The following is a 14,482-nucleotide window of genomic DNA, read 5'->3' as shown; positions in this document are numbered from 1 at the left end:
ATCTCAAATATAAACAAAAAAGCCCCGCAACTGCGGGGCTCTTGTCTATTATCTAACGTCTATATTCTAAACGTCTTATTATTTGTTCTCAATCCACTTACGTGCGTTAACAAACGCTTCGTGCCAAGGCGTAACCTCATCTTCACGACCTTCAGGATAGTAAGCCCAGTTCCACTGGAACATAGAACGCTCAATGTGTGGCATCATTACCAGGTGACGACCGTCGTTGCTTGCCATCATCGCTACGTTATAGCTCGATCCGTTAGGATTTGCAGGATAACCTTCATAACCATATTTGGCAACAATGTTATACTGGTCTTCGCTATAAGGCAGGTTAAACTTACCTTCACCATGCGAAATCCAAACACCCAGCGTACTACCGGCTAGGGTAGAAAGCATTACAGATGTGTTTTCCTGTACGGTAACCGATGTAAACGCACTTTCGTGTTTGTGGCTATCGTTATGAAGCATTTTCGGTTTGTTCTCGTGGTCAGGGTTTATAAGCCCAAGCTCAACGAAAAGCTGACAACCGTTACAAATACCTACCGATAGGGTATCTTCACGCTTAAAGAAGTTCTCTAAAGCCGTTTTAGCCTTTTCGTTGTAAAGGAAAGCACCAGCCCATCCTTTAGCCGAACCAAGTACATCTGAATTAGAGAAACCACCCACAGCACCAATAAACTGAATATCCTCAAGCGTTTCACGACCCGATATAAGGTCGGTCATGTGTACGTCCTTAACATCAAATCCGGCAAGGTACATAGCGTTTGCCATTTCGCGCTCTGAGTTCGAACCCTTTTCACGAATAATAGCCGCTTTTGGTCTTGGTTTACTGCTGTCTATAGCTACTTTTTTACCATCAAAATGGCTAGGGAAGCTATACGTTAGCGGTTGGTTTTTATAATTGTCAAAACGCTCCTGCGCTTTTACTTTTCCACTTTGCTTCTGGTCTAGCAGGTACGAAGTTTTGTACCATGTATCCCTAACCTCGCTTACGTTAAAGCTAAGGTTGCTTTCACCGTTTTTAACGGTAACTACAGCACCTTCTGCCGGCTTACCTATAAGGGTAAAGTCAACACCGTTTTTAGCAAGTTCTGCCTCTACAGTTGCATCTGCCTGTATAACAAGGGCAATGTTCTCGTTAAATAGGGCTTTAACCGTATCGGCCTCATTAAGGGCAGTAAGGTTATACTCAGCACCAAGGTTCACCTCAGTAAAGCTCATTTCAAGAAGCGTAGTAATTAAACCACCACTACCTATATCGTGTCCGGCAGCAATTTTACCGTTTTTAATAAGCTCCTGTATAGTATTGAAAGCTGTTTTAAATTTGGCAGCATCCTTAATAGTAGGAACATCGTTACCTACTTTATTAAGTACCTGTGCAAACGACGAACCTCCAAGCTTAAATGTATCGCCCGATAGGTTAATGTAGTAAATGTTTCCGCCGTTCTTTTTAAGTACAGGCTCTACTACCTTGTTAATGTCGTTACAGTTACCTGCAGCCGATATAATTACAGTACCCGGAGCGATAACATCACCGTTAGGATACTTTTGTTTCATTGATAAAGAGTCTTTACCGGTAGGGATGTTAATACCCAGCTGGATTGCAAAGTCGCTACATGCCTCTACAGCATCATAAAGCCTTGCATCTTCACCTTCGTTTTTACAAGCCCACATCCAGTTTGCCGAAAGCGATACACTTTTAAGTCCGTCTTTAAGCGGAGCCCAAACAATGTTACTTAAAGCCTCTGCAATAGCAGTACGGCTACCGGCAGCAGCATCGGCAAGGGCAGCAACAGGCGAGTGGCCTATAGAGGTTGCAATACCTTCTTTACCTGCAAAGTCAAGCGCCATAACACCCACGTTGTTAAGCGGTAATTGTATAGGTCCGGCAGTTTGCTGTTTAGCAACGCGTCCGCCCACACAACGGTCAACTTTGTTAGTTAACCAGTCTTTACACGCTACAGCCTCAAGCTGAAGTACCTGGTTAAGGTAGTTGTGAATGTTTTCCTGAGAGTACTCAGGGTTAGCATATTTAGCGTCAACCGTTTTATCGGTCATTATTGTTTTAGGCGATGAGCCAAACATATCTTCCAGAGCAAAGTCCATTGGCTTAGCTCCTGTAGTAGCCGACTCAAATGTAAACCTATGGTCTCCCGTTACATCACCCACAGCATACATTGGCGAACGCTCACGATCGGCAATACGCTTAAGGGTATCAATATCTTTCTGACCGATAACAAGTCCCATACGTTCCTGCGACTCGTTACCTATTATTTCTTTAGCCGAAAGGGTAGGGTCACCCACAGGCAGTTTGTCTAAATCTATTTTACCTCCTGTTTCCTCAACAAGTTCTGACAGACAGTTTAAGTGTCCGCCCGCACCGTGATCGTGAATAGAAACAATTGGGTTTTCGTCGCTCTCCACAAGACCTCTCACGGCATTTGCTGCACGTTTTTGCATCTCTGGGTTAGAACGCTGTATCGCATTAAGTTCGATACCCGAGCTGAATTCTCCCGTATCGGCCGATGATACCGCAGCACCACCCATACCAATGCGGTAGTTTTCACCACCAAGGATAACTACTTTATCACCTGTTTGTGGTTTTTGTTTTATTGACTGACTCTCTTTACCGTAGCCAATACCACCTGCAAGCATGATTACTTTATCGAAACCAAGTTTGCGTGCATCTTCTTCGTGCTCAAATGTTAGTACCGAACCCGAGATAAGCGGTTGCCCGAATTTGTTACCAAAGTCAGACGCACCGTTTGATGCCTTGATAAGGATATCCATTGGGGTTTGGTAAAGCCATTTACGCTCATCCATACCGTTTTCCCAAGGGCGGTTTTCCTCAAGGCGTGAGTATGATGTCATGTACACTGCTGTACCTGCTAACGGAAGGGAACCCTGTCCGCCGGCCAGCCTGTCACGAATTTCACCACCACTACCGGTTGCAGCACCGTTAAACGGCTCTACAGTAGTAGGGAAGTTGTGTGTTTCAGCTTTTATCGATATAACCGAGTCAAACTCCTTAACGTCATAAAAATCGGGCTTATCGGCAGTTTTTGGAGCAAACTGTTGTACACGTGGGCCTTTTATAAAGGCTACGTTATCTTTGTAAGCCGAAACGATATCGTTAGGGTTTTCCTGCGATGTTTTCTTGATAAGTTTAAATAGTGATGATGGTTTTTCCTCACCGTCTATCACAAACGTACCGTTAAATATTTTGTGACGACAGTGCTCTGAATTCACCTGAGAGAAACCAAACACTTCAGAGTCCGTTAGCTTACGGCCCAGTTTTGTAGCAAGGTTTTCAAGATACTCAACCTCATCAGGGCTAAGTGCCAGTCCTTCTTTCTCGTTGTAAGCCGCTATATCTGTAATTTCCAGTATAGGTTCCGGCTGTATGTTTATGGTATAAATATCCTGGTTAAGTCCGTTATACTTTTGCGAAAGCATAGGGTCAAAATCAGTATTGTCTTCTGTAGTTTTTTCAAACTCTTCAATCCTTACAATACCCTGTATACCCATGTTTTGAGTAATCTCTACGGCATTGGTGCTCCATGGCGTTATCATTGTGGCGCGTGGCCCAACAAAAAAATCCGTCAGTACGGATTTCTCTATCTTATGTGCGTTGCCAAAAAGCCAGTTCAGTTTTGAAATATCCTCTGTAGAAAGTTCGCCTTGCGTTTGTACTGCAAAAACGGTATTCGTCTGGTTTCCGAAGAAATGGATCATTAGAAAAAGTAGTTACGTTGTTGAAAATGCAAAATTAATCTAATTTTCCATAACTGGCAATACCATAAATGCCTATTTATACATTTGGTTTTTTGTCGATTTGAAAGTGTATAATTCCCATTAACCTCAGCAGGAAATATGATACGTTACTCTTTATTTATTGGGTAACTAAAGCCAAAATTACATTTATCAAAACAGTCTGTATCATTTAGTGTATCTCTAAGAGTTCCATATTTAGTACGGTTTCCATAGCCAAAATAAAAAGTGTCTGTTTCAATAAGCTGATTTTTTACTACATTATCATTCTTCATGTGATTAATTTTTTTATTTACCCACATAAAGTTGTAATCACCAAGAAATTCGGTTTCAAGATGGAGTTTACAGGTGTCAAAATCAATGTTACGCAACACATGTTCAAACTTTATTACAAAATCTGTAAAGTGATCTTCTATGTTTTTATAGCTGGCAGCAAAAGCAATTATAGAAGTAAAGTATTGATGGGGTACTTCTTTAGTACCTGTGCTAAACATTTCGGTACGTATATAAGGATAAGTATCGTCGTTTTTTAGAGTTTGTAAAAACGCGACTGTTTTATCATGATTTTCAGGTTGTACTGTTATTCTTGCCGATACCAGTGAGTGTCTTCCCATTTGGCAGTTGTGATTAAGGTGTTATGAATAATTTCAAATGTAGTGATAAATAGAGTAAGGAATGTATTATATATTTATTTTGGACTACTTTTTTAAATATAAAAATCCCGCAATTTTGAGGGATTCCATATAAATAATAGTGTTGTTTTATGAAGACGGAGATAGTTTATGTTCTTTTCCGTTAACTAAAACACCTGTAATTTTTTCATTCTTGTTTATTGCAGGTTTAAATGTCATTGTAAATGTTTTCTCTTTGTTGGCTTTTAGTTTGATGTCAAGCTGTCCCTGTGCCATACCGCCTACTTTTCCCGATTGTACTATCGCAGTTGGTTCGTACTTTTGGTTTTTGCTGTCCAGCAGGTAAAACTCATTAAGGTTTAGCTCCTTGTCTTCCTGAGTATTATTTTTAAGTGAGAAGATGGTTTGTAATATACGTCCCTCTTTTCCTGCTATGTATTGATAATTAGGGTCTTCGCCCAAATCAGAATATTTGCTAAAGTTCACATACTTAATTTTAAACTCCACACCATCGCTAAAAGGGTAATAGGTATCGGCATATTTGTTTACAGAACACGATAGTACTAAAAATGATGCAAATAGTAGTAAGGTAATTTTTTTCATATTTACTTGTTAATTGGTTAAAAGTAAATATATGAAAATAATATTTTAATGTAAGAGTAGTAGCAAGTGTGTGCTTTGCAAACATGTAAATAAGTTTTACTTTCGCACTACTAAAACCACACTTACTATGTCTAAAAGAAATGTAAGCTTATCTGTTTTTTTTAAAATTCTATTCGGGAATATTACCAACTCTGTACTTTTTGGTTTTGGTGTTGTTTCTATGGCTTTTTCATTTTTGTTTATAGTTATAACTTCATTGGTTGTTATAAGTACAAATTCTAAAAATAATAAAGATTATGATGACTATGATGTGTCACTAATTTTAGAAAAAGGAATTGAGGTAAATGCTAATGTTGTTGCTATTGATACAATAAAAAATATTAAGATTAATGAAAGAAATCCTTTAGTTGTTGTCTATAATTATGAAAAGGATGGTGAATGGATAACCGACAGATTTAAAACTATTGACCATATAAAAACACAGGAATTATTTGAAGACGGTAATGTACCTGTTAAGTATTATAACGGGGAGTCTGTAATTATAGGTTTAGATAGGTATAGTGGTATAGGGCATATCTTTTTATTTATAAATTTTGGTTTGATTTTATGGAGTTTTCTTCTTTTGTATCTTGGAGGAGGAAAACCTTTCAAGACTTATAATTTATATAAAACAGGAATTGTTAAAGAAGCAGAAATTGACACAATAGTACTTTTTCCAAATAAAGGAATAAGGGTTACTTACCATTATGATTTGACAGATGGATATGTAGCATATGGTAATGGTTTTTCAAAAGATTATTTACTTTTGAATAAAGAATCGGGTGATAAAGTAAAAATATTTGTTGATCGTAAAAAAGAGAGTAACTCAGTTTTAGTTCCGTCATATATTATTATACACTAGAGCTTTTTACAAAAAGATTTTAATTTAAAATCTTTACTTTCGCACTACTAAAAAAACACACCTCAATATGCAAACTCAAATTGGATTTCCGTTATTTTTTAAACTTATAAAAGGCAATAAATTATTTCTCTTAGGGGCTATTTTTACCCTACTGTCTATTGTAGTAATAGTGCCAACATTTATGATGGTTTCATCGTTTATAGAACCTCATCAAAAATATGATTACGAGCTTATTTATAGTAAAGGCACCGAAAAAGAAGCTGTTATAGATAAAATGACATTTGTAACCAATGTGACTATTAATAATGAAAATCCGGTTTTAATATCTTATTCGTATAAGGATAACGGACAGGTGGTACATGATAAGTTTGAAACATTTGACCTTAATGACAAGTACAATACTTTTTTAAACGATAAAATTAAAATACACGAACCTATAACGATAAAAGTGTACAATGGTCAGTCTGCTTTGGTAGGGCTTGAGCCTTTTGTTTTTCCCTTTAAACTGTTTTACATATTCTTTGTTTTTCCTTTAGTCGGAATCATTTTGCTTATAATAGGGGTGATGCCCGGACTTAAAATATACAGGGTATATAAAAACGGAAAGGAATATGAGGCTACCATATATGATTTAGCACCTGTAACATCGGGTTTCTTTCTTTTAGCTAAAAGAAAAGCAGCAGTAAATTATCATTACCTGTCTAAAAACGGTACTAAGTTAAGTGGTGAGGCTGTGCTTCCTGTTAACTTTTTAGTGAATCATGTAGTAGGAGATACTTTTACAGTATATGTTTCCCTTGGTGACGAACATAAATCGTATCCGTCACCAAAGTATTTATTTTAATAAATAAGGAAACTTTTTTTATGAGGTTGCCATTCTTTTAAGGATAGCCCATTGTTTAAGCGCAACTCTTCCATCAACAGCAGGGTAACCTAAAACGGTTTTTCCTGCAGCAACATCTCCTGTAACGCCCGAACCGGCTCCTACAACAGCACCGCTGCCTATGGTAACGTGGTCTTTAATAGAAGCACTTCCGCCTATAACCACTCCGTCACCAAGTGTAACCGATCCTGCCAGTCCGCTGTTTCCTGCCATAATGCAAAAACGTCCCATAACACTGTTATGACCTATTTGTACCAGGTTGTCTATTTTACAGCCGTCACCAATAATGGTAGAGCTAAACTTACCGCGATCCACACACGAACCTGCACCAATTTCTACCTTATTACCTATTACTACATTACCAATTTGTGGTACTTTAACCAGTCCCTGTTGCGGGCATGGTCTAAACCCAAAACCATCGGCACCAATAGTACAGTTAGGGTGTAAAATACAATAGTCGCCTATTATACAGCGTTCACGCACCACAGTACCCGACCATATTGTTGTGCCATTACCTATAGTGCTGTCATCCAGTACGGTTACATTAGGATAAATAACAGCATTATCACCAATAGTCACATTAGCACCTATATAGCTGCCTGCGCCTATTTTTACATTTTTTCCTATGTTAGCACTGTCATGTATGGTAGCAGAACAATGTATATTTTTATCAAAACACGGAGGTGCCGAAGCAAACAGCTCCAGTATTTGTGACATGGCTAAGTCGGCATTATTAACCTTAATAAAGGCTCTGTTGTCTCCCGGTTGTATAGTAATATCTTTGTTTACTACAGCTATACAGGCATTAGAGTTTTGCCACAGCTTTTCATACTTTTTATTACCAATAAAAGTTATTTGGTTAGTATTAGCCAGCTCCAATTGTTCGGGAGATGTTACATTGTTAGTAGTGTTTCCTTCTATTACGCCGTTAATAACATCGTTTATTTGTTGTAACGTGTATGATTTCATATGTACATGTGGTATTAGTCCTGCAGGTAGGGTACAGAAAGGATTAAAAATATTAGATAATTACCTGTTTAACCAGATAACTACTAATTAATGATTATTGTTTGTTTTTTTATGTTAACGTCAAATTAACATATAATATTTTTAAAAAACTACTGTGTCTGCTATTAAATAATAAAAATATGATAATTTAATAATGCTTATTTGAGCGGTTTTGAAGTGAGCTTTTCAGCAAAGTGAGATATGGCACGGCATGGGCGCTGTAGTATTAAACATATCCGTTTTCCTTTAGCCAGGCTTTTTCTTCCTGAGCCAGTTTTATTTTAATAGACATTTGGGCATATTTGTTTACCACATAGAGTGCTCTTGTTTTCATAATGTCAGTAGGGCGTCCGTATTCCAGTATAAAATGAGCAGCCCATAAATCTACCAGATATTGTGATTCGCAAAAGTATAGAGCAAAGCCTTCGTTTCCTCTTTTTGCTATAAGTTGTTGAGCTAAGTTACAAAGCGTTTGGTAGCTTTCAGAAGGGTGTAAGATTTTGTTTGACGGGGTATAGCCGTCAAAATACATTTTTCTGCACAGGAATAAAAATGATGTTCCCGGATCGCTCATTATGGGGTATGATTTGGTTTTTAGTAAAATTAGGCATTGTGTTTTGAATAATACTAATAAAATTAACACTTTTTAACCGAATTTACCTACACTTAGTCGATATTGTGTTTGTTTTATTGCGGAATACCGTAATATGGTGAATATAATTTATAAAAAAAATCCCGCCGTTTTCGGGCGGGATTGGGGATTTAAAATTATTCGGGGGAATAATTCTAAAAAATAAAGATTATTTTCTTGTCATTATAATTTCCATGCTTTTGTATTTCTTACCACCTTTTGGGGTTTCAAACATTTGCATTTTACGAGTGTTTTCATCAACTATATCATAAAGCTCACGTACTTCTTTCGCGGTTTTGGTAACAGGGTCTACCATGGTACCGTTTAGGGTAGTGGTTCTGGTATTACCGTTAAAGGTACCTCTCATTACCATCATACCAGTCCCCATGTTGTCTATCCATGTAGAGACATATTCATTTGTAGCATTGTCATAAGCAACTGTTGAAATACCTTCAAAAGGCATTCCCATCATTTCGCCACTGTAAGTAGATTGCTGGTAGCGACCTCCCAGTATCATTTTTACCTCACATCCAGAAGTGTATTTTTCTCCGGGCATATCAGGTCCCATCCAAAAAGTCATTTCGCAGTTCCATTTCCCTTCTTCATTTGCCATCATCTTGTGTGCTTCACCGGGAGTCATATATTCGTTCCAGGCATTTGCTATAGTAGCAGAATCCATTTGAACCATAGGTGTCGGTTCTTCAGTAGGAACTGAATCTTTCATAATGGGTTCTCCCGAATCCATTTTTTCTTCTTTTTTACAGGAAGCAAAGCACAGAGCTACGGCCGATAAGGTAATAAATATTTTTTTCATAACTGATTGTTTTTGTGAGTTGTTGAACAAAATTATGAAAAATATATTATTTCCTCTGTATAATTGTTAATCTTCTTCGAAAACTGCGCTTTCGTAAGCTCCGGCGTCTGGAGCAGAAAGGTCTCTAAGACTTTGTGTTATATCATAAGGTACAGTAGCTGCCACAGAAGGTTTTCCTAACGCATTAGCTGCCGACTCGTCACTAATGTTAAGTTTATTGTTGTTAGGGTCTTCAAAAAACGGTTTATAGGTAGTACTGTTTTGTGCTATAGTACAAGCTGTAAATAACGACTGATCGCCAAAGTTATACATAGGGTCGTTTGTAAATCGATTTGCAGTATCTATAAACTTGATAAAGCAGTTGGTAAATGTATATTGAAAAGGAAGATCTCCCACGCGGTCAAACAGTATACCAAAATTAGTTGAGCCATACATTATACAGTTCTCAAAGCTGGCATTAAAGTTATTTACTAAAATAGCATCTGTCGTTTCTAAATAATCACTTAAAAGTACAGGTACCTGATTAAAGCTGTTAAAGTAATTAGCAAATGTACAGTGTTTAAACTGGTAAAACCCACCCAGTGTACCTGCAAAAGCAGCCTGTCCTGCCGAGTTTATTACTACATTTTCTCCATATATTGTAGAGTTACGTGAAAGTAGCCCCACGTTAGTAGAATTATATATTTGTGTATTGCGAAGTCTAAGTGATATTGTGGTTCCGTTATTACCTTCGGCTAAAATACCTACCGTCGCATTTTTAATAACAGTGTTGTTAATCATGGAGGTAGAGCCTTCCTGTAACCAAAGTGCGCCCCATTGTCCCGGTATATCGGCAAAGTCAGGTTCAAGTCTGTCGCCTTCTATAATTACAGTGTTGGCTTCTGTTGCCGGTTCGTTAATATTACCAATGTTTAGGTTGGCATTATCACGCACTATAAGCCCTGAATTGTCATGAAAGTGTACGCGTGCACCTTTTCTAACATTAAGTGTTTTTCCGCTTGGTACTGCTGCGTATCCATATATTACATAGGGCTTTGCATCGGTCCAAATCAGTTCGTTGCCGTTTTCATCTTCATTAAGGTTAAAGCCATAAATCTGGGTATCATCGGTTTCACTAACGGGGATACTTTCATACATGCCCTCGTCGTTACGCTGAGGGTATAAAAACACAGCATCTTGCACCAGTGTAACCAGTTCTACATTTTGCGGAGCCATTTGTGTACTGTGAAACTCTATCTTATCGGTATATAAAAAAGTATTTTCGGTATTAACAAACTCGTCATAGTTTATAGTAGTTTCTATAAAAACAAACATACTATCGTGAGCCATAAGCTCTACATTGTTAAATACGCGCCCAGGTACACCGTCTACCATCAGTCGGTATTTAGAATCCTCTCCCTGTCCAAGGGTTAGGGTAGGTATGCTAATATCTTTATCGCCACGGTTGTATACTTTTAATGTATAGGTGCTGGACCCAATATTGGTAAATACAGTGTCAAGATAAACAGTGTCTCTGGAAAACTCCAGTCCGCCCTGGCTTGGTTCAAACTCAAAATCATCACGGCATGAGGTAAACGTAAGCACAAATACACCAAAGAAAAACAATAGTAAGCTATAGCGCATAAATAACAATTTTTGGTAAATGTAGCATTAATTTAAAAAGTAAAAAAGCGGCTGTATGGTAAACGGAGAAAATTGTCATTTAGTTTATGGATAATCCGCACAAAATTTAAATTTCATTACTTAAAACATTCTTCAGTCTATTATCTCATGTCATTTATATAACTGTACAGGGCTTTTTGTAACTTTACCCTTTAAATTATTATACATGGCATTTGATAAAGAAAAGGCACTGAAAATGTGCAACGATTTTGCGAAAAATACCTTAATGGAAACCCTTAATATAGTGTATACCGATGCCGGCGAAGGCTTTCTGGAAGCTAAAATGCCGGTTAATCCAAGTGTGCACCAGCCAATGGGACTGCTGCATGGCGGTGCTACGGTAGCCCTTGCCGAAAGTGTGGGCAGTGCGGCATCGTTACTGTTTGTAAACCCCGAAGTGCAGGAGGCAAGAGGTATAGAAATAAGTGCCAACCACGTGCGTGCTAAGCGCGACGGAGTGGTAACCGGTACGGCAAGAATAGTGCACCAGGGAAGGAGCCTGCACCTGTGGGAGGTTAAAATAACCGATGAGCAGGGACGCCTTATTTCGCTTTGCAAGATTACCAATATGATTTTGCCAAGAAAACGATGATTTGTTAATTCGGTTATCTGTTTATTTGAATGCATGTATGAGTTTCCCGCTTGGGGGACGGAGTGTATCAAATAACCAAATAATCAAATCCACGAATACACATAAATAATGACCGATTTACTTTTAAAAATACAAAACCAGTTACAGGAGCAGCGTCCGTTTGCTGTTTATAGCAAGCCGGGCAGTGCTACCGTAACCGGAATTTTCCAAACCAATATTGAGGAATATTACCTAACCGATTTTACCCAGCAGGGCTTTGTGTTCGCTCCGTTTGAAGGTGATAAATACCTGTTTATCCCAATGCAGGAAAGCGATGTGATAACGGTAACGATAGAGGCAAACGGGTTTGCTCCCGCCGAACCTCAGCCTGTGGCAATAAACCCTGAGGCTAAGTTGGGCTTTGAAGATTTGGTTACCCGATGTGTTACGGCTATAAAAACAGGAGCATTTGGTAAACTGGTAGCATCGCGCAGTGAGATGGCGCAGCTTTCGGTAACCGATATAACTAAGGTATACCAAAACCTACTGTATGCTTATCCCAATGCATTTAAGTATATGTTTTTCCATCCCGTAAGCGGATTGTGGATGGGGGCAACGCCGGAACAGCTCCTTAAAGCACAAAACCATACCATACATACCGTAGCCCTTGCCGGAACCCAGCTGTATAGAGAAGGGGAGGAAGCCGTTTGGGAAAATAAGGAAAAGGAGGAACAACAGTTTGTGACCGACTTTATTTTAAACGAATTAAAGGATTACACCACCCAGATTACTACCACCCAGCCTTACACCTTTAGAGCGGGTAACATAGTGCATATTAAAACCGATATTTCGGCAGAACTTAAGGAGGTTTCCCTTTTAAAGGAAGTACTGCAAACCCTGCACCCAACACCTGCCGTATGCGGACTCCCAAAAACCGAAGCTAAGCAGTTTATACTGGACAACGAAGAGTATGACCGCGAATACTATTCGGGTTTCCTGGGGGAGTTAAACCGTGATTTTGCAACGGGTAAACCTGCCCAAACAGATTTGTTTGTAAACCTGCGTTGCATGAAGGTAAACGGCAATGTGGCTCAGTTGTTTATAGGTTGTGGTATTACTAAAGACAGTAACCCCGAAAAGGAATTTATAGAAACAGTAAACAAGAGTATGACCATGCGAAGGGTACTTTAGTTGTTTTTATTCTAAATGGTGAATTTTAAATTTTAAATGAGATTCTCCTTTCGTCAGAATGACAAAGCACTCCGTTATTACTAGGCACGAAGTAAACGATTAAAGGTACTGTATGTCATTTCGACGATAGGAGAAATCTCTTTGTATTTAGATTTCTCACTCCATTTCATTCCGTATCGAAATGACAAAGCACTACGTCATTGCGAGGAACGAAGCAAACTATAAAAGGCACTCTATGTCATTTCGACGATAGGAGAAATCTCTCTTTATGCATAGATTAGATTCTTCTTTCCGCTATCGCTGCAATCAGAATGACAGCAGGAGTAAGCAAACGGCATTACCCCTGACTTTTTGGTTCTTTTGTGTCAAGACAAAAGGACAAAGACATTTGTCATTGCGGGGGAGGAACGACGTGGCAATCTATTTATGGCTCTGCTTGTCATTCTGACGGCAGGAAGAATCTCATTTCCATTTCGACCTTGTGGAGAAATCTCTTTGTATTTAGATTTCTCACTCCATTTCATTCCGTATCGAAATGACAAAACGCTACGTTATTACTAGGCACGAAGCAATCTATATAAGGCATTCTATGTCATTTCGACGATAGGAGAAATCTCTTTGTATTTAGATTTCTCACTCCATTTTATTCCGTATCGAAATGACAAAGTGCTACGTTATTACTAGGCACGAAGCAATTTATAGAGTACAGTATGTTATTTTAAGCGCAACGAAGTGGAGTCGAAACACGAGGCTGAAAAGCCCAACTGATGAAATAATCTCAGTATATACAAGCATCTCTAAGGTTACTCTATATAAACCAAAGTCCGTATCTTTGCAGCACTCAAAAAAATAATAATGAAACTCGATATACTTGTATTTGGCGCCCATCCTGATGATGTGGAGCTAAGCTGTGGAGCAACCATAGCAAAAGAAATTTCCCTTGGTAAAACCGTAGGTATTGTTGACTTAACCCGTGGCGAACTGGGCACACGCGGTACTGCCGAAATTCGTGATGAAGAGGCTGCCGAAGCGGCTAAAATTCTGGGAGTTTCCGTAAGGGAGAACCTGCGTTTTCGTGACGGATTTTTTACAAACGATGAAAAACACCAGCTTGAGGTTATCAAAATGATTCGTAAGTACCAGCCTGAAATCGTTATTTGCAATGCGGTAGACGACCGCCATATAGATCACGGTAAGGGTAGTAAACTGGTTAGTGATGCGTGTTTCCTTTCGGGGCTTCGCAAAATAGAGACCCAGCTTAACGGAGAACCTCAGCAGGCTTACAGGCCTAAACTGGTATACCATTACATACAGTGGAAAAACCTTACGCCCGACTTTGTTGTAGATGTTACCGGATTTATGGATACAAAAGTGGCTTCGCTTATGGCATATAAGTCGCAATTTTATGATCCAAACAGCGACGAACCTGTTACACCAATCGCTACAAAAAACTTTAAAGAAAGCATTTTGTACCGCGCGCAGGACTTAGGAAGGCTAATAAACAGCGAATATGCCGAAGGCTTTACGGTTGAAAGGTATGTGGCTGTCAATACCTTAAGTGATTTAGTGTAAAAAAGTGCAATTTTTTTTGTATATTTATTTGCAGGAAACGTAGAGCTATACTATATTTGCACTCGCAAAACAGATGGTGATTGTAGCTCAGTTGGTTAGAGCGTCGGATTGTGGTTCCGAAGGTCGTGGGTTCGAGACCCATCATTCACCCCTAAATAGAAACCCTTAGAGAAATCTAAGGGTTTTTTGTTTTTCATAACTTTTAAAAGTAATACCTAAAAAGTGTAACTTTACAATATA

General features: G+C 38.7%; 12 protein-coding genes and 1 tRNA gene. 6 read left to right on the top strand and 7 right to left on the bottom strand.

From position 1 onward, the window contains the following. Window positions 1–78 precede the first annotated feature (78 nt). The 3 genes from purL to GN157_RS00245 form a co-directional block, all read right to left on the bottom strand. On the bottom strand, window positions 79–3,738 hold the full coding sequence (gene purL / locus GN157_RS00255) for a phosphoribosylformylglycinamidine synthase (protein ID WP_157481090.1): 3,660 nt from the start codon (window positions 3,736–3,738) through the stop codon (window positions 79–81). A gap of 146 nt (window positions 3,739–3,884) precedes the next feature. After that, window positions 3,885–4,388 (bottom strand): hypothetical protein, encoded by a 504-nt coding sequence (locus GN157_RS00250; RefSeq protein WP_157481089.1) that lies wholly within the window; start codon window positions 4,386–4,388, stop codon window positions 3,885–3,887. A gap of 147 nt (window positions 4,389–4,535) precedes the next feature. After that, complete coding sequence (locus GN157_RS00245) at window positions 4,536–5,009, bottom strand: hypothetical protein (RefSeq protein ID WP_035132732.1); 474 nt, start codon at window positions 5,007–5,009, stop codon at window positions 4,536–4,538. A 127-nt stretch (window positions 5,010–5,136) separates the two neighbouring features. Here GN157_RS00245 and GN157_RS00240 point away from each other — a divergent pair, with 127 nt between their 5' ends. Beyond that, a complete protein-coding gene (locus tag GN157_RS00240; protein WP_157481087.1) occupies window positions 5,137–5,910 on the top strand; it encodes a hypothetical protein in 774 nt (257 codons plus the stop codon). Between the two features lie 67 nt (window positions 5,911–5,977). Next, window positions 5,978–6,754: a hypothetical protein gene (locus GN157_RS00235; protein ID WP_157481085.1), complete on the top strand. Its 777-nt coding sequence runs from the start codon at window positions 5,978–5,980 to the stop codon at window positions 6,752–6,754. 18 nt (window positions 6,755–6,772) lie between these two features. On the opposite strand, the gene lpxD is transcribed toward GN157_RS00235, so the two are convergent. The 4 genes from lpxD to GN157_RS00215 all read right to left on the bottom strand — a co-directional run bounded on the left by lpxD (window position 6,773) and on the right by GN157_RS00215 (window position 10,869). After that, a complete protein-coding gene (gene lpxD / locus GN157_RS00230; protein ID WP_157481083.1) occupies window positions 6,773–7,762 on the bottom strand; it encodes a UDP-3-O-(3-hydroxymyristoyl)glucosamine N-acyltransferase in 990 nt (329 codons plus the stop codon). A 265-nt stretch (window positions 7,763–8,027) separates the two neighbouring features. Beyond that, window positions 8,028–8,375: a hypothetical protein gene (locus GN157_RS00225; protein WP_157481081.1), complete on the bottom strand. Its 348-nt coding sequence runs from the start codon at window positions 8,373–8,375 to the stop codon at window positions 8,028–8,030. A 226-nt stretch (window positions 8,376–8,601) separates the two neighbouring features. Continuing rightward, window positions 8,602–9,246, bottom strand: coding sequence for a DUF1579 domain-containing protein (locus GN157_RS00220; RefSeq protein ID WP_157481079.1), 645 nt, complete (start codon window positions 9,244–9,246; stop codon window positions 8,602–8,604). A 66-nt stretch (window positions 9,247–9,312) separates the two neighbouring features. Further along, a complete protein-coding gene (locus tag GN157_RS00215) occupies window positions 9,313–10,869 on the bottom strand; it encodes a hypothetical protein (protein WP_157481077.1) in 1,557 nt (518 codons plus the stop codon). A gap of 205 nt (window positions 10,870–11,074) precedes the next feature. Here GN157_RS00215 and GN157_RS00210 point away from each other — a divergent pair, with 205 nt between their 5' ends. The 4 genes from GN157_RS00210 (at window position 11,075) to GN157_RS00195 (ending at window position 14,393) form a co-directional block, all read left to right on the top strand. After that, on the top strand, window positions 11,075–11,500 hold the full coding sequence (locus GN157_RS00210; RefSeq protein ID WP_157481075.1) for a PaaI family thioesterase: 426 nt from the start codon (window positions 11,075–11,077) through the stop codon (window positions 11,498–11,500). A gap of 108 nt (window positions 11,501–11,608) precedes the next feature. Continuing rightward, complete coding sequence (locus GN157_RS00205) at window positions 11,609–12,670, top strand: chorismate-binding protein (RefSeq protein WP_157481074.1); 1,062 nt, start codon at window positions 11,609–11,611, stop codon at window positions 12,668–12,670. Window positions 12,671–13,525: 855 nt separating this feature from the next. Continuing rightward, the gene (gene bshB1, locus GN157_RS00200; RefSeq protein ID WP_157481072.1) at window positions 13,526–14,242 is read left to right on the top strand and encodes a bacillithiol biosynthesis deacetylase BshB1; all 717 of its coding nucleotides are present in this window, start codon (window positions 13,526–13,528) and stop codon (window positions 14,240–14,242) included. Window positions 14,243–14,317: 75 nt separating this feature from the next. Beyond that, window positions 14,318–14,393 (top strand) — tRNA-His (locus GN157_RS00195). The last annotated feature ends 89 nt before the right edge of the window (window positions 14,394–14,482 follow it).

The sequence above is a fragment of the Flavobacterium rakeshii genome (assembly GCF_009741375.1).
In the GTDB taxonomy this organism is placed as follows: domain Bacteria; phylum Bacteroidota; class Bacteroidia; order Flavobacteriales; family Flavobacteriaceae; genus Flavobacterium; species Flavobacterium rakeshii.
The sequence above is the reverse complement of the archived record's forward strand: the minus strand, read 5'-3'. Positions and strand labels throughout refer to the sequence as shown.